Source organism: Antrihabitans stalagmiti, from assembly GCF_016482825.1.
Lineage (GTDB): Bacteria > Actinomycetota > Actinomycetes > Mycobacteriales > Mycobacteriaceae > Antrihabitans > Antrihabitans stalagmiti.
The window spans coordinates 193,882-216,169 of the sequence record NZ_JAEMNV010000008.1; the positions used below are offsets into that span (position 1 = coordinate 193,882).

A 22,288-nucleotide genomic window follows, 5' to 3' on the forward strand; every position below is an offset into this window, starting at 1 on the left:
GCTACCTTCACCGGAGGCTGTCCAGGGGATCCGCCCTGGCCAGCAGCGCGTCGCCGCCAGGAAACGTCCTGGTCGGGCCGGGTCCGGTCGACCGGGTCTCGAACCGCACCGTTACTACTCCGTGACCGGCTCCCTGCACCCAGCCGTGCCCGAACTCCGGATGAGAGACATCGATACCCGGGTGCCATACGGGCGTCCGCGGGCCGTCGTTCGACGATTCCGACGACGCGGATGGCTCGGACGACTCTTCGTGCTGCTCCTCGGCTGCGATCACACCGTCGACACCCGACGTTTCCAGTTCGGGGAACAGTGAACCCTGCCGAAATGTCGACAACCCGCCGAAGCCGACACCGACGAGCCGGACCGGACCGAGCTCGAGCGGATCGATCACCGAACGCTGTGCCGCACCGATCAGGGGTGGCTTTTCCGTTGTTGCGTACGGCAACGTGATCGACCTCGTGATGATGGTCATGTCGGATCGCTTGAGTTTGAGCACGACCGTTCGGGCAGCTCGGCCGTCTTCGAGCAGTCGATCGTGTGCGTGCGAGGCGATGCTGTCGACCGCAGAGCGAAGGTCGGCAAGCGTAACGATGTCGGTGGCAAAGGTGGTCTCGGCGCTGATCTGCTTCGCCTCGGCACGCTCGGACACCGTCCGATCGTCGACTCCGTTCGCGAGGCGATGCAACGCGGTCCCCACTGCGTTGCCGAGAATCGACGCGGCCTCCGATTCGGGCATTGCTGCGAAACCACCGATCGTCTCGACGCCGAGCTTGCGCAGCTTCGCCTCGGCGACAGGACCTATCCCCCACAGCTTTCGGACGGGAAGGGCTGCAAGCAGTTGGTCCTGTTCGGCGGGCGAGACCACTCGCACCCCGTCCGGTTTCGCAAGGCCGGACGCAATTTTCGCGACCTGCTTGCCAGTCCCTGCACCGATCGACGCGACGAGTCCGGTCTCGGTGCGAACGAGCGACCGCAGCTGTTCGCAGAACTGCCACACCTCGGCAGCGGTAGCACCGGCCAACTCGACGGGCTCGCCGAAGGCCTCGTCCATAGACAGCTGTTCCAGTACCGGCATCCGCTTGCGCAGGGCATCGAACACCTGCTTGCTGACCGCGGAATAGACGCTGTGCCGAGGCGGCAGCACAACCGCCGCTGCACCGACCATCCGCCGCGCCTGATGCATCGGCATCGCCGACCGTGCGCCGAACACCCGTGCCTCGTAACTCGCACCCGCGACCACGCCGCGGCCGCCGGCACCACCGACGAGCACGGGTCGGCCACGCAAGGTGGGTCGCGTCAGCTGCTCGACGGAGGCGAAGAACGCGTCCATGTCGAGATGCAACACCCAGCGGCGGCTACGGGTCGGATCGAGTTCGGTCACCTTGTCGTCGGCGGCTTCTTCGTTACGGGCTTCTTCTTCGCGGTCTTGGGCTTGGGTGCAGGCAGGACATCGGCGGTACGTTGCACAAATTCGTGCAACCATTCGGTGTCGGCCAGTTTGTCGTCCGGCACCGCGTAGTAGTCCTTGGATCCCGGGTAGGCGGGCGCGAGATAGGTTGCGTCGGAATACTCTTCGGCGATGTCGGTCGGTTTGACGAACAGCGTGTCGTCGCAGACGAACGCAACGATCTTGTCGTCGCAGTACAGCCCGTACTCGCCGAACATCGCCCTGGTGCGTACGTCGAGCGGCTCCAACTGTTCGAGGAGATACGCGATCGTCTCCTTGCTCGTACTCATGAGAGTGCAACCTACGCGCAGACCCCGACAATCGATGGAAACCACCGGAGCGAATGTGCCAGCGGTACCGCTATGCGGGCCGGATGCGACATTCGCTCCGACTCGCACGGACCTCTGCAGCATCATGTAGGCGTGGACATCGGATTCGCGCTACCCGTCTCGGGATCCTGGGCTACGCCCGACAACGTCGTCGAGATCGCCGAGACCGCCGAAAGACTCGGCTATACGACGTTGTGGACATATCAGCGCCTGCTCTATCCGGAGGGTACGAAGCTGTCGTCGGTGTACGAGAGTGTGCTCGATCCCGTCACGGTCCTCGGTTTCGCAGCCGCCGTGACGACGAGAATCCGGCTCGGCACCGCGATCGTCAATCTGCCGTTCCAGTCGCCCGCGGTGCTCGGTAAGCAGTTCGCAACACTCGACGTGTTGTCCAAGGGCCGGCTGGAGGCAGGTCTCGGACTCGGTTGGGCGCAGGAGGAATTCACGGCGGCAGATGCCGAGTACACGCGAAGGGGCGCACGTGGTGACGAGTTCATCGCAGCGATCCGCGCCGTCTGGGGTCCCGATCCCGTCGAATTCGACGGGGATTTCTACACGATTCCGCGCTCGAAGATCCTGCCGAAACCGGTCCAGCGGCCGCATCCGCCGATCTTCATCGGCGGCATCGCCAAGCCGGCGCTCGATCGGACCGGCCGTCTTGCCGACGGCTGGATCAGCAGCAGCGGGGCCGACCTCTCGACGCTCGCCGACCCCATCGAGCGGGTCAAGAGCGCGGCACGTGCCGCGGGCCGCGACCCGGACGCATTGCGCTTCGTCTGCCGCGGCATCATCCGCGACACCAACCGCAACGGTCCGCTCACCGGGACCCCCGAGCAGATCCGAGCGGACCTGCCCGACCTTGCCGCACAGGGGATGACCGAAACCTTCCTCGATCTCAACTTCGACCCGACGATCGGCAACCCTCGCGCGGACCCGGCCCAATCGATGCGCCGGGCCCGCGAAATTCTCGAGGGACTCGCGCCCGCTTAGGGCGTGCCTCTCACACCTATCACCGAAAGGGTGTGGGAGACACGACCTTAACCCTTGTCCACCACGATCCGGACCCGTGTGCCCGACGCGAGGTCGAGTACCGACTCGCCGGGTTCGACCGCGGCGAAGTCGAGTTGCGTCGCAAGCACTTCGCCCGCGATCAGTTCGCGGTGCGTCTGTGCCCAATGCGCGAACTCCGCAGGCACAACGAGGGTGACGAGAATGCGATCGGACACGTCGAGGTCGAGTGTCTTGCGCGCCTCCTGCAGTTCGCGGATCAGATCTCGCGCCCAGCCCTCGGCTTCGAGTTCTTCGGTCACGACCGAGTTCAACACGACGAGGCCCGCGTTACCCGGCAGTGCCGCCGTCGATTCGGGCTCAGCGGCAACAAGGCGCTGCGTGTACTCCTCGGGAAGCAACTCGATACCGGCGGCACGAACGACGCCGTCGGAATCTTCCGCCCAATCCCCCGCCTTGACGGCCTTGATCACCGACTGCACGTCTTTGCCGAGCCGAGGCCCGGCAGCGCGCGCGTTGACGACGAGTTCGAACCGACCGTGTGAATCGACGTCGGTGGTGAGGTCGACCTTCTTGACGTTGACTTCGTCGGCGATGATCTCGACGAACGGCGCCAATCGTTCGGCGTCGGCTGCCGCGACCGTAACTTCCGACAGCGGGAGACGAACACGAAGATTCTGCGCCTTCCGCAGACTCGACACCGTCGAGCACACCAGCCGGACCTCGTCCATCGCGTCGACGAGCTCCTGATCAGCCGGAAGCTCTTCCGCCGCAGGCCAATCGGCAAGATGCACCGAACGGCCTCCGGTCAGGCCCCGCCAGACGACCTCCGAGATCAGCGGCAAAAGCGGTGCAGCCAATCTCGTGACGACCTCCAGCACGGTGTGCAGCGTGTCGATCGCATCGCGATCTTCACTCCAGAACCGCGAACGCGACCGCCGCACATACCAATTGGTCAGCGCATCACAGAACCAGCGCAGCTCGTCGCAGGCCCCGGCGATATCGTAGGTCTCGAGTGCATTCGTCATCGCGTCCCGGGTCGCCGCCAACTTGGCGAGGATGTAGCGATCGAGCATGTGCGGCGAATCAGTGCGCGACACACCGGGTTTCGATGCGTACAGCTGCAAGAAGGTCCACGCGTTCCAGAGCGGCCGCAACGCCTGTCCCGCACCCTCGCGGATACCGCGCTCGGTCACCACGAGGTTGCCACCACGAAGGATCGGCGACGCCATCAGGAACCAACGCATCGCGTCGGAACCGTCGCGGTCGAAGACCTCGTTGACGTTGGGGTAGTTGCCCTTCGACTTGCTCATCTTCAAGCCGTCGTCACCGAGCACGATGCCGTGCGCCGCAACGGTTTTGAATGCAGGTCGATCGAAAAGAGCGGTCGCGAGCACATGCAGCGTGTAGAACCAGCCACGCGTCTGCCCGTTGTATTCGACGATGAAGTCGCCCGGGTAGTGCGTCTCGAACCAGTCGGTGTTCTCGAACGGATAGTGCACCTGCGCGTACGGCATCGAACCCGACTCGAACCAGCAGTCGAGCACCTCGGGGACACGACGCATCGTCGATCGACCGGTCGGATCGTCCGGGTTCGGACGCGTCAGGTCGTCGATCATCGGGCGATGCAGGTCGTCGGGACGGACGCCGAAGTCACGTTCCAATTCGTCGAGCGAGCCGTAGACATCGAGCCGCGGGTATGCCGGATCGTCGGACGTCCACACCGGGATTGGACTGCCCCAGTAGCGATTTCGGCTGATGTTCCAATCCCGCGCGCCTTCGAGCCACTTGCCGAACTGACCGTCCCTGATGTGCTCGGGCACCCAGGTGATCTGCTGGTTCAGCTCGACCATCCGGTCGCGGAACTTGGTGACAGCGACGAACCACGAGGGCACCGCCATGTAGATCAGCGGCTCACCCGAACGCCAGCTGTGCGGGTAGGAGTGCTCGATCGTCTCGTGCCGCAGCATCTTTCCCGCAGCCTTGAGGTCCTTGATGATGTTCGGATTCGCATCGAAGACCATCTGGCCTTCGTACGGCGGCACCAACGCGGTGAACTTTCCGCCGGCATCCAACGGTTGGACGATCTCGATGCCGTTGGCCGTCGCGACATCCATGTCCTCTTCACCGAAAGCCGGTGCGAGGTGGACGATGCCGGTACCAGAATCGGTGGTGACGTAGTCGGCGGCGAGCACACGGTGTGCGTTTTCGTGGCCCTTGCCCGGACCGTAGAAGAAGTCGAACGGCGGCGTGTACGTCAGGCCGACCAGTTCGGTGCCCTTGTGCTCGGACACAACCTCCGGTGCTTCGCCCAACTCACGCGCGTAGTGCGCAACACGCTCTTTGGCAAGCACGTACCGCTTACCGTCGGCAGCGGTCACCTGGACGTAGTCCGTATCAGGGTGGACCGCGATGGCGAGGTTGGAGGGCAATGTCCACGGCGTCGTCGTCCAGATGACGGCATTCGCGCCGTCCAGGACTGACCCCGGTGCGTTCAGCGGCATCTCGACCGTCACGGCCGGGTCTTGGCGCATCTTGTACGCGTCGTCGAGCCTGGTCTCCTGATTCGAGAGTGGCGTCTGCTCGTACCAGCTGTAGGGCAGCACGCGGAAGCCCTGATAGATCAGGCCTTTGTCCCACAACGCCTTGAACGCCCACATGACCGATTCCATAAAATCGACGTCGAGCGTCTTGTAGTCGTTGTCGAAGTCGACCCACCGCGCTTGACGCGTCACGTAGTCGCGCCACTCGCCGGTGTACTTGAGGACCGAGGCCTTGCACGCAGCATTGAACTCCGCGAGACCCATCTCGTCGATCTGCGACTTGTCGGTGATGCCGAGCTGCTTCTCGGCCTCGATTTCGGCAGGAAGTCCGTGACAATCCCACCCGAAACGCCGCTCGACCTTGTTTCCACGCATCGTCTGGAAGCGCGGAACGAGGTCTTTGACGTAGCCGGTCAGCAGGTGACCGTAGTGTGGCAAACCATTGGCGAACGGGGGTCCGTCGTAGAAAACGAACTCCGGACTGCCGTCTCGTTGCTCGACACTGGCCCGAAAAGTACCGTCCGCTTCCCACGCGGCGAGCACCTGACGCTCGAGATCGGAAAACGCGACGCTGCCTGCAGCCGTACCACCGGACAGGTCGACGCGGGGATATGAGGTGTTCTGATCGTCCGAAGACTTATTGTCCGAAGACTGGCTGTCCGAAGACACTGCGGGCTCCCTACGTGCCGTGTTCTGGCACGGGGACGATGTCGGCGCAGTATGCGCCGGTACCGCGGTACCACCCCGCTTGCCTCGACGAGCTGAGTCGAGGCCTCTCTCGTGAGCTGTGTCGGGCTCACCCGTTCGGTTCTACTGAGCCGGAATCGGCCGTTCTTCCGAAGGCTCCCCGGTGATGGCCGGATCGACGCCTACAACAAGTGCGTGTTGAATCGATACTAACCGAGCGGCGGTCGTGAATGCCTGCCCTTTTTCCGGCGGTCGGGCGCGGGCTTGGTCAGATCGACCGCCCCCGTCCCGCTCGACACGGTCGCGTCGGGGCCGCCCCGCGTGGTGAGGGCACTCGCCAGGAGCAGCAGGGCCCCGACTACGCAGGCAGCGATGCATCCCCACGCCCACACGACGGATCCGGTCATCAACGAAATGATCAACAACCCGAATCCGACGGCAGCGAGAACAAGCGTCAGAACCAGCACGCCACACCCCGTGCAGAGCTAGCGGCAGCAGCGACCACCGACGTGGTTACTTGCTCCCCTTGGCGAAGGACGCCTGGCTGTGGTTGCTCGACGTGCCGTCCTGGCCGAACGCCTCGCCACCGTCGACCGGAATGGCCGACCCACGATTGTCGAGCTCTTCGAGCTGTGATTCGAGGTAGGACTTCAGGCGGACCCGGTATTCACGTTCGAACGTCTTCAACTGCTCGATTCGGCCTTCGAGGACCGTGCGCTGCTGGTTGATCGTCGCCATGATCTCGGTGTGCTTGCGCTCGGCGTCGGCCTGCAGTGCGTCGGCCTTCTCCTTGGCCTGACGAAGCTGGGTCTCGGACCGGGTCTGCGCGTCGGCGAGGAGGGCTTCCGACTTCTGACGTGCGTCGGAAATCATTGCCTCCGAACGCGACCGTGCGTCGGTGACGAGGCGCTCGGAGTTGGTCCGGGCATTACCCAGCAACTGCTCCGACTCGGTCTTCGCGTCGTTGGTGAGGCGGTCGGCCATTTCCTGCGCGAGGCCGAGCACCTTTGCGGCCTGCATGCTTGCATCGCCGGTGGCCGGGGCTGCCGGCGCGGCGGATGCAATCGGTGCAGGTACCGGTGCGGGTGCCGGAGCTGGGGCTTTCGCCGTCTCGACGACCCGTGCTGCGGGTGCAGGCGGTGCGGACTTGTTGCCGCGGCCCTTCTTGGAATCGGAAAGCTCTGCATCGAGTTCGCCGACCCGCTGGCGCAGGTCTGCGTTCTCCTCGATGAGACGGGACAGCTCCTGCTCTACCAGGTCGAGGAAGGCATCGACTTCGTCTTCGTTGTATCCGCGCTTACCGATGGGCGGCTTGCTGAACGCAACGTTGTGCACATCAGCTGGTGTCAGCGGCATGGAAGGATCCCTTCACGCGTCATTTGTCGGTCTAGCAAGCATTCAGTTATAGCGCACTTCGCTTTGATATCAACCATCACACTGTAACTGGCGTCCATTCTGTCACACCTGACCCGCGGGTTGCGTCTGTCTCGACACAATCGACATCAGACCGAGTTCACTCGACATCAGACCGACCTTTCGACGATGGACATGAGGATGAAGACGACGAACAGCAAGACCATTATCGAGAGGTCGAGCCGGATCCCGCCGAGGTTGATCGGTGGGATCAGTCGCCGAAGAAGTTTTACGGGCGGATCGGTGACCGTGAAGATTGCTTCGAGAAGCACAACCACGATCCCGGTCGGGTGCCAATCACGGGCGAAAGATCGAATGAATTCGACGATGATGCGACCGATCAGCAGCAACCAGAAGATGAAGAGCGCGAAGTAGATCACACTGAGGGCCACGACAACACTCTGCCTGAGTTTCCCTCATCGATCAAAATGGCCGAAACTTCCACAGCACTCCCCCGACACGTTTCCACCACGATCCCCCCCGATCGACCCCCGGTTCAACCAGCCCTAGGACTGGTTGTAAAAGCCTGTTTCGGCGATACGCTTGCGCTCTTCTGCCGAGACATCGATGTCGGCGGGTGAGAGCAGGAACACTTTGGTTGCCACTTTGTCGAATGAGCCACGCAGAGCGAACGCGAGGCCGGCAGCGAAGTCGACGAGACGCTTCGCATCGGCATTGCTCATCTCGACGAGGTCCATGATGACCGGCGTTCCATCGCGGAATCGTTCACCGATCGTGCGTGCCTCGCCGTAGTCACGCGGCCGAAGCGTCGTGATCTTCGACAGCGGTCCACCGTCGTCGAACAACGGCGTGCGGCGCGGTTCGACGCGGGCTTCCATCTGGGTGTCGATTGCGAGAGCACCGCGGGTTGCGCCACGAGAGATAGGAGCGGGGCCCCGAGCGGAAAGCGGCTCGAGCCGTGGGCTGCGCCGAGCGGGCTCGTAGGCGGCGGGTACATCGTCGTAGTCGTCTCGGCGTGCTGGTGCGTAGCCGGCGCGCGGCGCCGGGTCGGCGTAGTCGACGTCGTAGGACTCCCGAACCCGAGCGGGTCGGCGCGCCGGACCCGGCTCGTCGAGATAGTCGTCTTCATAGTCCTCGAGCGGAACCATGCCGAAGTAAGCCTTGAACTTGTGCAGGGTGCTCATTGATCGACCTTCCTTGGCACGGCTGGCCTTGGGGTATTTCAGGTGATACGCATGGGATCGAACTGTGTTTCAGGTGTTACTGATGGGGTTCAATTTATCGGCCGGGTACCTAACAACGCGGTACCGACACGCACGCAGGTCGATCCGTGTTCGATCGCAATTTCCAAATCACCCGACATGCCCGCAGATAGCTGCGTCGCGCCGGGATGGCTTTGCAGCACACGAGATTGCAACTCCTGCAGAGTCGCGAACGAACGGGCCGGCTCCGCGCCGACCGGAGGTATCGCCATCAGACCGGTCAGCTGCAGGTGTTCGGCGTTCGCCACCTGATCGGCTAGCTCCATCAGTTCCGCCGCGCTCACACCGCCGCGATCGGGATCGTCGTCGAGACTGACCTGCAACAGCACTCCTGGCGCGACGGCACGCTCACCGGCAGCGAGTGCTGCACCGGATGCCTTGTCCAACGCGCGGACCAGTTTGGCGTTGTCGACCGAATGGATCGCGTAGGCCCAGCCTGCGACTGCCCGCGCCTTGTTGCGCTGCAACCGCCCGATCATGTGCCAACGAACTGTGTGATCGTCCGTGGCACTCGCAAGCGCCGCAACTTTTGCCGTCGCTTCCTGCTCGCGCGACTCACCGAATTCCCTTGCACCGAGTCGATACAGGACCTCGACATCCGAGACGGGGAAAAATTTGGTGACCGGAAGGAGCACGACCTCGTCTCTGCGCCGACCCGCACTGCTGCAGGCGGCGGCGACACGGCTCTCGAGCCGCTCGAATGCCGAAGCGAGTTCGGTTTCGCGGCTCATCTGCTGGTTTGCATCCAAATCACGCCTGCGATTCTCCCGGTGGGTGCTTCGCGCCGATGACTGAACAAAGCGCGGTCCTCGATCGTGCAACGAGGATCCTCCGCGACGCCGGAGATACCAGCGTCGAGCAACTGCCGTCGGATTCCGGCGCGCAGGTCGAGACCGGGTGTGCCTCGTACGGTCTTCGTCCGGCTGCCCGGAAGATGGCGTTCGACATCGGCGGCCATGGCCGCGGGTACTTCGTATTGCCGACCGCTCGCGGCGGGACCGAAGAATGCACCGATTCTGCTCAGCTGTGCGCCTTGGGCGACCATGACGTCGAGAACCCGAGGGACGATACCGATCCGGGCTCCGACCCGACCGGCGTGCACAGCCGCGATGACGCCTGCCTCGTCGTCGGAGAGCAGGATCGGCACACAATCCGCTGTCAGAACGACCAATCCGAGATCGGTCGCGGTGGTCACGAGTGCATCCGTCGCCGGAATCGGCTCGGCGGAGGGGCCGTCGACGACAGTGATGTTGCGACTGTGGATCTGTTCCATCCAGACGAGCCGATCCGGCCCGAGCCCGATCTCCGTAGCCAGCCGCTCTCGGTTCCTGGCTACTGCTGTGGGGTCGTCACCGACATGGTCCCCCAAATTGAACGAGTCGTACGGTGGGGCCGAAACCCCACCCGTACGACTCGTGACGACCCTGCGTGTGCGCCGAACGACTTGTGTCACACCGTAACTCTGTGTCACCGCGTGTCCGCCCGTCAAACTGCGTCCGTGTGCCGGACTTTATCTCCCGGACACTTTCGATCAGCGGCGCATGAAGTCCGGTACGTCGACATCGTCTTCGACGTCGACGGCAGCAGCGGAACGTTGCGCAGAATGCGCGGGTGCTCCGTTGCTTACCGACCGTGCCGGCTCGCGGTCCCGGTAGTGCGCACCGTTGCCGTTCGATTGACCGATCTCGCCGGCGCGAGCAGACCCGATCGGCTGCGTCCGAGCAGCGGGTGCAGCTTCGACCGGACGTCTTGCCGGTGCTCCCGACTCGAATCCGGCAGCGATGACGGTGACCCGCACCTCGTCGCCGAGCGAATCGTCGATCACCGTTCCGAAGATGATGTTGGCTTCGATATGCGCGGCTTCCTGCACGAGGGATGCAGCCTCGTTGATCTCGAACAGACCGAGATCGGACCCACCGGCAATGGAGAGCAACACACCTTGCGCGCCTTCCATGGACGCTTCGAGCAGCGGGGAGTTGATCGCCGATTCGGCGGCCTTCACCGCGCGGCCGTCACCACGTGCCGAACCGATACCCATCAAGGCACTGCCTGCACCCGACATCACGCTCTTGACGTCGGCGAAGTCGACGTTGATCAAGCCTGGTGTCGTGATCAGGTCGGTGATGCCCTGCACGCCGTTGAGCAGCACTTCGTCTGCCGAACGGAACGCATCCATCAGACTGACGGCCGCGTCACCGAGCTGCAGGAGCCGGTCGTTCGGAATGACGATCAGGGTGTCGCACGACTCGCGCAGCGATGCGATGCCGTGTTCGGCCTGCCCGCCGCGACGTTTGCCCTCGAAAGAGAACGGGCGGGTGACGACGCCGATGGTGAGTGCGCCGAGCTTACGTGCGATGCTCGCGACGACAGGAGCGCCACCGGTTCCGGTGCCACCACCCTCGCCTGCGGTGACGAAGACCATGTCGGCGCCCTTGAGCACCTCTTCGATCTCGTCCTTGTGGTCCTCGGCGGCCTTACGGCCGACGTCGGGATCGGCGCCAGCGCCGAGACCTCGAGTCAGTTCACGGCCGACGTCCAATTTGACGTCGGCGTCGCTCATCAGCAGAGCTTGCGCGTCAGTGTTGACGGCAATGAACTCAACTCCCTTGAGTCCCTGCTCGATCATGCGGTTGACGGCGTTGACGCCGCCGCCGCCGATGCCTACGACTTTGATTACGGCGAGGTAGTTATGCGGGGGCGTCATGGGCTCTCGCCTTCCTTCGATCGCAAAGATTGTGTTCGCCTGTCGGCGTGGCCTACTTCAACCGAGTTGCCCGTAAACCCTAAACCTCAACCACAGGTTCAACGTTATGTCAAGTACTCGACTAGGGGCAAACGCTATGCACCGGCACACCGATCCGCACGCAGGCGCGCCGTGTCGGGCGCGGATTCTTTTACTTCTGCCACCTGTGCCACCGCCCGTCGGGTACGACAGGGCCGTGCGCCCGAGCGAAACAGGCTTACTGCAACGTGTTTCGCGTCACCGGACGGTCGGCAGGTCCGGACTCGACACGTCGTAGATCCGGCCCGGCTGCGTGAGCAGCGGCAGCGCGATGTCGGCTTTGCGCTGCGAATTGTCTCGACTCCCCCACACGATCACCCGCCCGTCGAGCAGGTTGAGCGTGATGTCCGAGATCGACGTTGCCACCACTTCCCCGACCTGCAGTCGCAACGGCGGCGGCGTAGCAGCGAGAACGGCGAGGACCGCCTGGGTCGTCGGGTCGCCTGCGCCCGGATTGTCGACCTTCAACCTCGGCACACCGGGCGGTGGCGGCTCGATCGCATAGTCGACACCGGTCGCGTCCAGCAGGTGCGTCCCCTGCGGGGAATCGAAGAACACGGCCGGCGCACGCTCGGTCACCGTCACCCGGACGGTCGACGGGTACACCCGCTGTACGCGGACCGACGCCACCTTCGGCAACTGCGCGACACGTCGGGCCGCGGCATTGGTATCCACCCGTAGCAAGGGTCTGCCGTCCTCGATCGCGAGCGCTGCCAGCACCTCTTCCTCAGGTATCGAGACGAGCCCGACCACCGCGGTCTCGCGCACCGACATGACCGGCGTGAACCATCCGCCCACGACGACGGCAACCGCGACGACAACGATGCCGACGATCGTCCACAGCGCCGGCTTGCCGATCCGCCGCGTCGACCTCGGTTCCGCTGCCTCGTCGCGTCGACGACCGGTCCGTCGATTCGAACTGCGAGTCGAATTCCGCGCCGAGTTCCGAGACGATGTGGGCGAAGAACTCAACGTCGCTGCCGCCCGTTTTGCGGACGGGACCGGAGACCATCGAGGATCTGCGTGCCGAGCATCGTCACGTCGCCCGCACCCATCGTGATGATGACGTCACCTGGCTGGCTCAGCCCGGCAACCTGACGACCGACGCGAGACATATCCGGCTGATAGTGCACCGGCTTCGTCACCGAGCGAGCGACGAGCGCGCCGTTGACGCCGGGCAGCGGCTCTTCGCGCGCACCGTAGACATCGAGCACGACGACCTCGTCGGCCAGGTCGAGCGCCGCAGCAAAGTCTTCGGCGAAAGTCGCTGTGCGACTGTACAAATGAGGCTGAAAGACAACGATGACGTTGCCACGTCGAGAGCGTGCGCCGTCCTTCGCCTCCTGCGCAACCAGTTCCGCTGCCGCACCGAGCACCGCGCGGACCTCGGTCGGATGGTGGGCGTAATCGTCGAACACGCGCACACCACCTTCGCGACCCGTGAACTGGAAGCGTCGGTGCACACCGGCGAATCCGGCCAGTCCTTCGAGGATCTCGCCGATATCGGCGCCTGCCTCGTGTGCCGCGAGCAACGAAGCAAGCGCGTTGAGCGCCATGTGTTTACCCGGCACGGCAAGTCGCAGCGTGCGCGGGCTCGTTTCGCCTGCAAGCAGGAACTGCGCAACTCCGCCGACATCACGGGGCTCCCAGCCGTGCAACTCGACCGCGACCTCGACGCCGTCGATCTGCGGTGCGCCGACCGATCCGTAGCCGATCACCCGGACACCAGGCAGGTTGCGTGCGGCGACCCGCCCCGCCAGGGCAGCGGAACCCGGATCGTCGAGACAGGCGACGAGGACTCCCCCGTCACCGAGTCGTGCCGCGAAATCGTCGAAAACCTGGACGTAGGCCTCGGTGGAACCGAAATGATCGAGATGATCGGACTCGACGTTGGTGACGACGATGACGTTGGGGTCGTACTGCAGCAGCGAACCATCGCTCTCGTCCGCCTCGGCGACGAAGATGTCACCCGTCCCGTGATGAGCGTTCGTTCCCGCTTCGTTGAGTTCGCCGCCGACCGCGAACGACGGATCGAAACCGCAGTGCTGCAACGCAACCACGAGCATCGAGGTCGTCGACGTCTTGCCGTGTGTCCCCGACACCAGCAGCGTCCGGTGACCCTGCATCAATGCGGCGAGCACCTTCGGGCGCAGCACGACGGGGATGCCGCGCTCCCGAGCTTCGACGAGTTCCGGATTGTCCTTCGGGATCGCGGCATGGGTGGTGACCACAACGGTCGGGCCGCCGGGTAGCAGATCCAGCGCACTCCCGTCGTGACCGATCCGGACAACAGCGCCACGCGCACGCAACGCGAGCACGCCACGGCTTTCCTTCGCATCGGAACCCGATACGAGTCCGCCGCGAGCGAGGAGAATGCGGGCGATACCGGACATGCCTGCGCCGCCGATTCCAACCATGTGCACACGCTGGAGTTCCTCGGGCAGTACCGAGGGGTCCTGTGTCGTCGGGTCGTGAGAATCCGTCATCGTCTTGCTTCCTCCAAAACGATTCGCGCGACTTCGATTGCGGCATCGCGGTGCCCGGCGTCGGCTGCGGCCCTGCCCATCTGCAGCAGTCGCTCACGGTCACGCAACATCGGGATCACCTGATTCACCACATAGTCGGGATCGAAATCCGCGTCGGCGACAATCCTTCCACCACCCTGGGCGACGACGGGCTTCGCGTTGAGTTCTTGCTCGCCGTTGCCGTGCGGAAGCGGCACGTACACGGCCGGGAGCCCCACGGCGGACACCTCCGCGACGGTCATCGCGCCTGACCTGCAGATCGCCGCGTCGGCCGCCGCATAGGCGAGATCCATCCGCGTCAGGTACGGAACAGCGATGTAGAGCGCGTCCGAGCCGGAGTTCGGGTCGGGTTCGGGCAATTCGATGGTGTTCTTCGGGCCGTGCGCGTGCAGTACCGACACACCCGCGGCGACGAGCGCTTTCGCGGCGCCGGACACACCTTCGTTCAGCGAACGTGCACCCTGGGAACCGCCGAACACCAAGAGGACGGGCCCCTCGGCGGGGAGCCCGAAGTGGGCCCGCGCACCGGCTCGAAAGGCTTCACGATCGAGTCCGGTTATCGACGATCGAACCGGGATACCCACCAATTCCGCTTCGCTACGACCGCGGGCGTGGATGCCCGAATCCGGCACTGCTGCGAGGACACGTGCAGCACGCCTGGCACCGATCTTGTTGGCGATGCCCGCCTTCGCATTCGCCTCGTGCACGACGATCGGCACAGCTCGGCGGCGTCGACCGACACCTTTGCCTGCCGCGAGATAGGCGGGCAAAGCCACGTAGCCGCCGAAGCCGACGATGACGTCGGCGTCGAGCCTGTCGATGATCTCGCGGGTCGCTTTGACCGAAGCACGCACGCGCGCAGGCAGTTTGGCAAGGTCGGGCGTCGGTTTACGTGGCAGCGGCACCGGCGGAATCAGCTCGAGCGGATAGCCGCGCTCAGGCACGAGGGTTGTTTCCAGCCCACGCGACGTGCCGAGCGCTGTGACCCTGATCGACGGATCGAGCCGATGCAGTGCGTCCGCGACGGCGAGCGCAGGCTCGATGTGCCCAGCCGTACCCCCGCCCGCGACGATCACCGAAATGGCAGTTCCGTCCGGTCTGTCTGGGTCCGAGCTCACCTGTCGAATCCTCGCTCTCCATTGCGCTGCCTCGGCTGCCGCCGAGGATCTCGCGCCTCCACCGGGCGACCTCGCCGCGGCATATCGTTTCGCATCTCCCGCTTACGTGCGGCTTTGACCGCAGCCCGACGGGCGGCCTCGGCACGCGCAGCCTCTGCCTTGCTCGGCGAATACGCCTCGGGCTTGGGTAAACGTACCAACCGTGCGAATCGCCCTTCCTGTCCCGCATGCAGTGCAGCGATGGCCTCGGGTTCGTGCCGAGCCGCATTCGCGATGATGCCGAACATCAGCAGCGTAATCGCCAGCGACGATCCACCCGCCGACACCAGCGGCAACTGCAGCCCGGTCACCGGTAGCAATCCGACGACGTAGCCGATGTTGATCACTGCCTGGGCGGTGATCCACGACGTGGCAGCCGCGGTCAGCAGACGAAGGAACGGATCAGCGGACCGCATCGCGATGCGCAGGCCCGTGTAGACGAAGAGGGCGAAGAGTCCCATCACCAGGGAGCATCCGATGAAGCCGAGTTCTTCGCCGATGATCGCGAAGATGAAGTCGTTGTGCGAGTTCGGTAGATAGCTCCACTTGGCACGGCTCTGACCGAGGCCGCGACCGAGGATGCCGCCGTCGGCGAGTGAATACAGTGCCTGCCGCGCCTGATAGCCGGTGCCCTGCGGATCGTTGTCCGTGCCGAGCCAACCGGTGACACGCGCGGAGCGGTAGCCTGCCGACAACGCGAGGACGACTGCCGCGACCGCACCCGACGCCATGATCGCGGCGAAGACCTTGACCGGTAGCCCACCGAACCAGAGCAGGGCGGCGAGCACGATGCCGAGCGCGATCGTCGTGGACAGGTTCGGTTGCAGCACGACCAGCCCACAGACGATCAAACCCGCAGGCACGAGCGGAATGACGATGTCCTTGAGGCTTGCGTTCTCCGACCGACGCGACGCGAGCAGATGGGCGCCCCACAGCGCGAAGGTGACCTTGGCGATCTCGGAGGGCTGCACCGAAATACTGCCGATCATGAACCAGCGGCGCGCGCCCTGCACTTCGACACCGATACCCGGAATCAGGACGAGCACCAGCATGACCACCGAGATCACGAACGCCGGGAACGACAGCTTCCGCAGCGTCCTGATCGGCATTCGCAGCGCGATGTAGAAGAGAGCCACGCCGAGCACCGCATACATGGCCTGCTGGTTGAACAGTGCGTAGGCCGATCCGCCACCGGCGTACGACTCGACACTCGACGCCGAAAGGACCATCACCAGACCGAGCACCGTCAGCAACGTCGCGATCGTCACGACCAGGTGGAACGACGCAAGCGGCCGCTGCAACCACGTGCCGAAGCGGGTCCGCGGTTGGGGCTGCCGCTCCGCGCGGGCGGCACTCGTCTTGTCGGGCTTTCGACCAGCGGTCGGCGAACTCGGGCGAGCCGATTCGCGGATGCTCATCGGGGCAACCGCGAGATGTCGTCGGACTGCAGCGTTCGAACCGCCGCGGCGAAGCTGTCGCCACGTTGTCCGTAGTTGTCGAACATGTCGAGGGACGCCGCGGCCGGTGCGAGCAGAACGGTGTCGCCGGGCCGCGCCAAACGTGCTGCCTGCCGGACCGCTTCGGCCATGACGGTGTCGGAATCGACGGTCGAATCCACGGTTTTGGTCACATCAGCCACATCGGTCACTACTGCATCGTCTCGCGCACGCACCCCGACCACGGGCACATCGGGCGCGTGTCGCGCCAAAGCCTCTGCGATCTGCGCCGCATCCCGCCCGATCAGCACCGCGCCGACGAGCCGATCCGCGACCTCGCGCACAAGGTCGTCGACCTGGGCGCCCTTCAACAAACCGCCGGCGACCCAGACGACGCTCGGGTGGGCCAGAATCGACGAACGAGCCGCATGTGGGTTGGTTGCCTTCGAATCGTCGACGAACGAGACGTCGGAAAGCTCACGCACACGTGCTGCGCGATGTGGTCCGACGGTGAACGAGCGCAGCCCGCGGCGGACCGCTCCCGGCTCGATGCCGATCGACCGCGCAAGCGCTGCAGCCGCGAGCGCGTCCATCACACCGGCCGGTCCAGCCGGCGTGATCTCGGCGATCGGCGCAAGCACCTCGTCGTCACCGAACGCACGGTCGAGCAGGTGCCCGCCCCAGACGCCGAGTTCGTTCTGCTCCGGCTCACCGAGCCGAAATCCGATGGTGCGGTCCGCAGGCGAACCGGCCGCCAGCCCCGCGGCGACTGCGTCGTCGAGGCCGAGCACACCGACCTTGCCGGTCAGCGCCTGGCGTTTCGCGTCGACATAACCGGCCATGCCGCCGTGCCAGTCGAGGTGGTCTTCGGCGATGTTGAGGACAACCCCGGCGTCGGGATGCACCGACGGCGCCCAGTACAGCTGAAACGACGAAAGCTCGACGGCAAGGACTTCCGGACGCGGCTCGCTGCGCAACGCCGCCAACACGGGGAGTCCGATGTTTCCGCACGCTGCGTTCGGTATCCCCGCCGCGGTGAGAATCGATTCGAGCATCGACGTCGTCGTCGTCTTCCCGTTCGTCCCCGTCACGACGAGCCACCGCGTCGTCGGTCCGTAGAGCTGCGCCTGATCGACCCGCCAGGCGAATTCGACGTCACCCCAGATCGGAATGTCACGCGCGGCGGCGGCCGAGAGAACCGGCGAATCAGGTCGCCAACCGGGACTGGTCACCACGAGCTCCACGCCGTCGAGACCACCGTCCGCCGTCAGCTCGTCGGCCGTTGCGAACGAGACGTGCCGCGCCTGCGCCTCGACTGCAGCACTCGGACTGCCATCGCTCACCGTGATGTGAGCACCGAGTTCACGCAGCGGCTCGATGAGCGCGCGTCCGGTGACACCCCACCCGGTGACGAGAACCCGCTTGCCCTGCAGAGAGTCGAGCGGGACCACCTCAGTCACCGACCGCCGACAGGTACTGGCTGTAGAAGAGGAACAGCCCGATCGCCGACGCTATCGCCGCGAGCAGCCAGAACCGGATGATCACCGTGGTCTCTGCCCAGCCTGCGAGTTCGAAGTGATGATGGAACGGGGCCATTCGGAAGACCCGTCTGCGCGACGACCTGAACACCGCGACCTGGATGACGACCGACGCCGCCTCGGCGACGAAGAGCGCGCCGATCACAACCATCAGCAGTTCGGTGCGCGAGGTGATCGACAGGCCTGCGAGCATGCCGCCGAGGGCGAGCGAGCCGGTGTCCCCCATGAAAATCTTTGCGGGCGCGGCATTCCACCAGAGGAAGCCGACGCAGGCACCGGCACCGGCGCCGCAGATCAGGGCGAGGTCGAGCGGATCGCGGACGTTGTAGCAGCCTTGATCCGGGGATGTCTCACACGCGTTGCGGTATTGCCAGAACGTGATGATCACGTACGCGCCGAGCACGAGACCCATCGAACCGGCTGCGAGACCGTCGAGGCCGTCTGTGAGGTTGACTGCATTCGACCAAGCGCTGATCATCGCGTAGCACCACAGGATGAACACCATCGCGCCCATCGAGACCGTCGTGATGTCGCGGACGTAGGACAGGTGTGTGCTGCCCGGTGTGAGACCGCTCGCACCACGGAACTGCAGTGCAAGGATGCCGAACGTGATCGCTGCGATGAACTGACCGACAAGTTTCGCCGTCTTGTTCAAACCGAGGTTGCGCTGCTTGCGGATCTTGATCAGATCGTCGAGAAAGCCGACGCCACCGAGCGCCGTCGCAAGTCCGAGAACGAGCAGACCCGACGCCGACGGACCGTCCGCGTTGTAGCCGATACCGATCAGATGTGCGCCCAGGTAGCCCGCCCACAGAGCGGCAAGGATGGCGACGCCACCCATCGTCGGCGTCCCGCGCTTGCTCTGGTGACTCGCAGGTCCCTCGACCCGGATCTCCTGCCCGAAGCCCTGTTTCGAGAATGCCTTGATGAGCACAGGCGTCAGGAGAATCGAGACCGCGAGCGCGATCCCTGACGCGAAAAGGATCTGCCTCAATTAAGTCGCCTCCATGCTCGGTCGCAGCGTGGACAATAGCCGGTCTGCGATCACCCACAACCCGATCGACTGAGATGCTTTGACGAGCACCAGGTCACCTGCTTCGACTTCGGCTTCGAGAAGTTCGATCGCGGCGGCGATATCGGGCACCAGAATCGACTCGTTGCCCCATGACCCTTCCATCACGGCACCTTGATGCATGCCGTGGGACGGACGTCCCGTTCCGATCACGACGAGCCTGTGCACATCGAGGCGGACGGCGAGTCGGCCGATCGCGTCGTGCTCGATGACCGTGTCGGGTCCGAGTTCGGCCATCTCACCGAGCACGGCCCAACTTCGCCGCGGCTTGGCGGGATCCGCACGGGCCATCGACACCAGCGCCTTGAGCGCGGCCCGCATCGAATCGGGGTTCGCGTTGTAGGAGTCGTTGATGACGGTGAGCCCGTCTGGCCTCGTCTGCACATCCATTCGGCGAGCCGACGCGGCATGAGCCCCGGCGAGTGCCGTCGCGACCGTCGGGAGGTCGGCACCGCATTCGAGCGCAACCGCGGCCGCGGACAGTGCGTTGCCGACCTGATGCTCGCCGTGCACGGCCAGTGTCACCGGGATACGTCCCGCCGGCGTGACGAGATCGAACGATGCTCGTGCCTCGTCGTCGAGCACGATGTTCTCGGCGCGAACGGTCGCTCGCGCGTCCCTGCCGACCAGCACCACACGTGCGGACGTGCGGTCTGCCATCGCCGCTACCAGCTGATCGTCCGCATTGAGAATCGCGACGCCGGTCGACGGAAGCGCTTCTGCCAGTTCGCCTTTGGTCGCCGCGATCGCGTCGCGCGAACCGAACTCGCCAAGGTGGGCGGTACCGACGTTCAGCACGACCCCGATCCGCGGCGGCGCAGTCGCAGCCAGGGTCGCGATGTGACCGACGCCGCGCGCCGAGAGTTCGAGCACGAGAAAGCGGGTGGATTCGTCGGCGCGCAATGCCGTCCACGGGTGTCCGAGCTCGTTGTTGAACGACCCTGGTGGCGCGACGACAGGCCCGAGTGGAGCAAGCACCGCCGCCAAGAGGTCCTTCGTCGACGTCTTCCCCGACGATCCGGTCACCCCGACGACCGTCAGGCCGCCGTCGCTCAGCCGATCGACAACGGCACGGGCAAGTTTCGCGAGCGCAACCAGGACGGCCGCACCCGATCCGTCGGTGTCGTGCTCGAGCGCCATCGCGTTCGTCTCGGTCTTCGCTTCCGGAGCGACGACGATCGCAGGCACGCCGACGGGGCGGGCCGCAAGCACGGCGACCGCTCCAGCGGCAACCGCTGCGGCAGCATGGTCGTGTCCGTCGACGCGAGCGCCGGGCAACGCAAGGAACAGGCTGCCCTCGCCGATCTTCCTGGAATCGAATTCGACTGTTCCTGTGATGCGTGCGGTCGGATCCGGCACGTCGTGCAGTGTGCCGCCGACGATCTCTGCGATCTCGGCCAACGTCAGCGCGATCACCGTCGGGTCCGATCGTCGATTGCCGCCGCGAGAATCTCGCGGTCGTCGAACGGATACTTCACGCCCTGTATCTCCTGACCTGTTTCATGACCTTTTCCCGCGATCAGCACGACATCGCCTGGTTGTGCCCACTCGACCGCAGCGGCAATCGCCGCCGCACGATCGGCGACGACGCGGACCTCACCACGCTGCGTCTCCGGCACGGCGAGCGCACCCTCCTCGACGGCCGTTCGGATGGCAGCGGGATCCTCGCCACGGGGATTGTCGTCGGTGATCACAAGCAGGTCGGACCACCGGGCACCGACGGCGCCCATCAGCGGCCGTTTGCCCGCATCTCGGTTACCGCCTGCACCGACAACGACGGCGATGCGGCCGTTGGTGTGCGCCCGCAACGTCGAGATGACGACCTCCAGCGCAGCCGGCTTGTGCGCGTAGTCGACGACCGCGAGAAATTCCTGGCCACGATCGACGCGTTCGACGCGACCCGGGACATCGACCGTACTCAAGGCGTGGGCAACCAGTTCGGGGTTCGCGCCCGCAGCGGCACAGGTCGCAACGGCAAGGAGCGCATTCGCGATGTTGTAGCGACCGGGCAACCGTAATTCGGTCAGGATCGTCGCCGAGACACCGTCCACAGCGGGTGTGACGATCTCGAAATGCTGACCCCCACCGACCGAGGTGGCCTCGTTGCGCGCCGACCAATCGGCCTCGGCGGATTTGCTTGCCACCGTCACGACGTCGGGACCGGCGACCTGCGCCATTCGCGCACCCCATTCGTCGTCGACACACACAACCGCGTGGCGCGCACGGACAGCGGAGCCTTCGGCGAACAGCCGGGCCTTCGCGGCGAAGTAGTCCTCGAAATCCTTGTGGAAATCCAGGTGGTCCTGCGACAGGTTGGTGAAGGACCCGATGTCGAACCGAGTGCCGTCGACGCGGCCGAGCGAGAGGGCATGGCTCGACACCTCCATCACGACGCTGTCGATGCCCTGCTCGACCATCGCGGCGAACATCGCATGCAGTTGCGGTGCCTCCGGGGTCGTCAGCGCGCTCGGAACCCGATGACCGTCGATACGTGTCTCGATCGTTCCGATCAGCCCAGGCCGGTGCCCGACCGCACGCAGACCTGCTTCGACGAGGTATGCGGTCGTCGTCTTGCCGGACGTTCCCGTGATCCCGATGACCGTCATCCGCTCCGACGGCCTTCCGTAGATCGTCGACGACAACTCGCCGAGGACGCCACGCGGTCGGTCTGCGACAACTATCGGAACATCCCGCGGAATGTCGGCGTTCGCCCGCAGCAACTCGGCACCTGCGTCGTCGGTCAACACCGCGACAGCACCCGCGGCGAGCGCGGCGGCAGCAAACTCGGCACCGTGTGTGTGCGCTCCGGGAAGAGCGGCGAAAAGGTCGCCCGCAACGATCGCCTGGGCGCGAAGCTCGACGCCGGTCACCGCTACGCTCGCGTCCATTGCCGGGTCGAGCAAAGTGACCGACGGTACCGCGCTGATCAGCTGCGCGATCGGCGTCGACGGCGGGTCGACAGGGCGGAGCGGAGGTTGCGAGCGTGATTGCGCGGGCACCGTGCTCCTCTCGAAGTGTGCCGGGCACGCCCGACTGGTCGACTGGTCAGGTTACCGGCGGTGACGTTCCCGCGTGAATTCCTGGCCGTATTGAGACTGTTGTCGTCGTCACGTCCTGCGGTCGCGACT

The 22,288-nt window shown here is 64.9% G+C and carries 19 protein-coding genes; 1 reads left to right on the plus strand and 18 read right to left on the minus strand.

Annotation, left to right across the window (positions count from 1 at the left end; translation table 11 throughout):
* Nucleotides 1-7 precede the first annotated feature (7 nt).
* Both JGU71_RS22780 and JGU71_RS22785 read right to left on the minus strand, forming a co-directional pair.
* Entirely contained in the window at nucleotides 8-1,381 is a 1,374-nt protein-coding gene (locus JGU71_RS22780; RefSeq protein ID WP_307829794.1) for a DNA polymerase IV, read from the minus strand.
* The gene (locus tag JGU71_RS22785; protein ID WP_199706795.1) at nucleotides 1,378-1,737 is read right to left on the minus strand and encodes a TfoX/Sxy family protein; all 360 of its coding nucleotides are present in this window, start codon (nucleotides 1,735-1,737) and stop codon (nucleotides 1,378-1,380) included. The genes JGU71_RS22780 and JGU71_RS22785 overlap by 4 nt, the downstream gene beginning before the upstream one ends.
* Nucleotides 1,738-1,869: 132 nt before the next feature.
* Here JGU71_RS22785 and JGU71_RS22790 point away from each other — a divergent pair, with 132 nt between their 5' ends.
* Nucleotides 1,870-2,766: a TIGR03619 family F420-dependent LLM class oxidoreductase gene (locus JGU71_RS22790; protein WP_199706796.1), complete on the plus strand. Its 897-nt coding sequence runs from the start codon at nucleotides 1,870-1,872 to the stop codon at nucleotides 2,764-2,766.
* Nucleotides 2,767-2,813: 47 nt separating this feature from the next.
* Here the strand turns inward: JGU71_RS22790 and ileS are convergent, their stop codons facing one another.
* From ileS to JGU71_RS22870, 16 genes are all read right to left on the minus strand, one after another.
* Entirely contained in the window at nucleotides 2,814-5,996 is a 3,183-nt protein-coding gene (gene ileS / locus JGU71_RS22795; protein WP_199706797.1) for an isoleucine--tRNA ligase, read from the minus strand.
* 227 nt (nucleotides 5,997-6,223) lie between these two features.
* The gene (locus JGU71_RS22800) at nucleotides 6,224-6,481 is read right to left on the minus strand and encodes a hypothetical protein (RefSeq protein ID WP_199706965.1); all 258 of its coding nucleotides are present in this window, start codon (nucleotides 6,479-6,481) and stop codon (nucleotides 6,224-6,226) included.
* A gap of 46 nt (nucleotides 6,482-6,527) precedes the next feature.
* Nucleotides 6,528-7,370, minus strand: a complete 843-nt coding sequence (wag31, locus tag JGU71_RS22805; protein ID WP_199706798.1) for a DivIVA-like cell division protein Wag31 — start codon at nucleotides 7,368-7,370, stop codon at nucleotides 6,528-6,530.
* A 167-nt stretch (nucleotides 7,371-7,537) separates the two neighbouring features.
* Complete coding sequence (locus JGU71_RS22810) at nucleotides 7,538-7,819, minus strand: YggT family protein (protein WP_199706799.1); 282 nt, start codon at nucleotides 7,817-7,819, stop codon at nucleotides 7,538-7,540.
* 114 nt (nucleotides 7,820-7,933) lie between these two features.
* A complete protein-coding gene (locus JGU71_RS22815) occupies nucleotides 7,934-8,572 on the minus strand; it encodes a cell division protein SepF (RefSeq protein WP_199706800.1) in 639 nt (212 codons plus the stop codon).
* A gap of 89 nt (nucleotides 8,573-8,661) precedes the next feature.
* The gene (locus JGU71_RS22820) at nucleotides 8,662-9,381 is read right to left on the minus strand and encodes a YggS family pyridoxal phosphate-dependent enzyme (protein ID WP_199706801.1); all 720 of its coding nucleotides are present in this window, start codon (nucleotides 9,379-9,381) and stop codon (nucleotides 8,662-8,664) included.
* Nucleotides 9,378-10,103, minus strand: a complete 726-nt coding sequence (gene pgeF / locus JGU71_RS22825; protein WP_199706802.1) for a peptidoglycan editing factor PgeF — start codon at nucleotides 10,101-10,103, stop codon at nucleotides 9,378-9,380. Before pgeF ends, JGU71_RS22820 begins: the two co-directional genes overlap by 4 nt.
* A gap of 78 nt (nucleotides 10,104-10,181) precedes the next feature.
* Complete coding sequence (gene ftsZ, locus JGU71_RS22830) at nucleotides 10,182-11,354, minus strand: cell division protein FtsZ (RefSeq protein WP_199706803.1); 1,173 nt, start codon at nucleotides 11,352-11,354, stop codon at nucleotides 10,182-10,184.
* 276 nt (nucleotides 11,355-11,630) lie between these two features.
* Nucleotides 11,631-12,404, minus strand: coding sequence for a cell division protein FtsQ/DivIB (locus tag JGU71_RS22835; RefSeq protein ID WP_233529931.1), 774 nt, complete (start codon nucleotides 12,402-12,404; stop codon nucleotides 11,631-11,633).
* Entirely contained in the window at nucleotides 12,401-13,918 is a 1,518-nt protein-coding gene (gene murC, locus JGU71_RS22840; RefSeq protein ID WP_199706804.1) for a UDP-N-acetylmuramate--L-alanine ligase, read from the minus strand. Before murC ends, JGU71_RS22835 begins: the two co-directional genes overlap by 4 nt.
* Nucleotides 13,915-15,084, minus strand: coding sequence for an undecaprenyldiphospho-muramoylpentapeptide beta-N-acetylglucosaminyltransferase (gene murG / locus JGU71_RS22845; protein WP_372433221.1), 1,170 nt, complete (start codon nucleotides 15,082-15,084; stop codon nucleotides 13,915-13,917). Before murG ends, murC begins: the two co-directional genes overlap by 4 nt.
* Nucleotides 15,072-16,532, minus strand: coding sequence for a putative lipid II flippase FtsW (ftsW, locus tag JGU71_RS22850; RefSeq protein ID WP_199706806.1), 1,461 nt, complete (start codon nucleotides 16,530-16,532; stop codon nucleotides 15,072-15,074). The genes murG and ftsW overlap by 13 nt, the downstream gene beginning before the upstream one ends.
* On the minus strand, nucleotides 16,529-18,010 hold the full coding sequence (murD, locus tag JGU71_RS22855) for a UDP-N-acetylmuramoyl-L-alanine--D-glutamate ligase (protein ID WP_307829797.1): 1,482 nt from the start codon (nucleotides 18,008-18,010) through the stop codon (nucleotides 16,529-16,531). The genes ftsW and murD overlap by 4 nt, the downstream gene beginning before the upstream one ends.
* On the minus strand, nucleotides 18,003-19,082 hold the full coding sequence (gene mraY, locus JGU71_RS22860) for a phospho-N-acetylmuramoyl-pentapeptide-transferase (protein WP_199706807.1): 1,080 nt from the start codon (nucleotides 19,080-19,082) through the stop codon (nucleotides 18,003-18,005). Before mraY ends, murD begins: the two co-directional genes overlap by 8 nt.
* Complete coding sequence (locus JGU71_RS22865; protein ID WP_199706808.1) at nucleotides 19,083-20,576, minus strand: UDP-N-acetylmuramoyl-tripeptide--D-alanyl-D-alanine ligase; 1,494 nt, start codon at nucleotides 20,574-20,576, stop codon at nucleotides 19,083-19,085.
* Nucleotides 20,573-22,159, minus strand: coding sequence for a UDP-N-acetylmuramoyl-L-alanyl-D-glutamate--2,6-diaminopimelate ligase (locus JGU71_RS22870; protein ID WP_199706809.1), 1,587 nt, complete (start codon nucleotides 22,157-22,159; stop codon nucleotides 20,573-20,575). The genes JGU71_RS22865 and JGU71_RS22870 overlap by 4 nt, the downstream gene beginning before the upstream one ends.
* Between the last annotated feature and the right edge of the window lie 129 nt (nucleotides 22,160-22,288).

What these genes read in the sequence shown, in the direction of transcription:
- JGU71_RS22785 (WP_199706795.1), bottom strand. Translation starts at nt 1,737, where the DNA reads ATGAGTACGAGCAAGGAGACGATCGCGTATCTCCTCGAACAGTTGGAG.
- wag31 (WP_199706798.1), bottom strand. Translation starts at nt 7,370, where the DNA reads ATGCCGCTGACACCAGCTGATGTGCACAACGTTGCGTTCAGCAAGCCG.
- JGU71_RS22815 (WP_199706800.1), bottom strand. Translation starts at nt 8,572, where the DNA reads ATGAGCACCCTGCACAAGTTCAAGGCTTACTTCGGCATGGTTCCGCTC.
- JGU71_RS22820 (WP_199706801.1), bottom strand. Translation starts at nt 9,381, where the DNA reads ATGAGCCGCGAAACCGAACTCGCTTCGGCATTCGAGCGGCTCGAGAGC.
- ftsZ (WP_199706803.1), bottom strand. Translation starts at nt 11,354, where the DNA reads ATGACGCCCCCGCATAACTACCTCGCCGTAATCAAAGTCGTAGGCATC.
- murC (WP_199706804.1), bottom strand. Translation starts at nt 13,918, where the DNA reads ATGACGGATTCTCACGACCCGACGACACAGGACCCCTCGGTACTGCCC.
- ftsW (WP_199706806.1), bottom strand. Translation starts at nt 16,532, where the DNA reads ATGAGCATCCGCGAATCGGCTCGCCCGAGTTCGCCGACCGCTGGTCGA.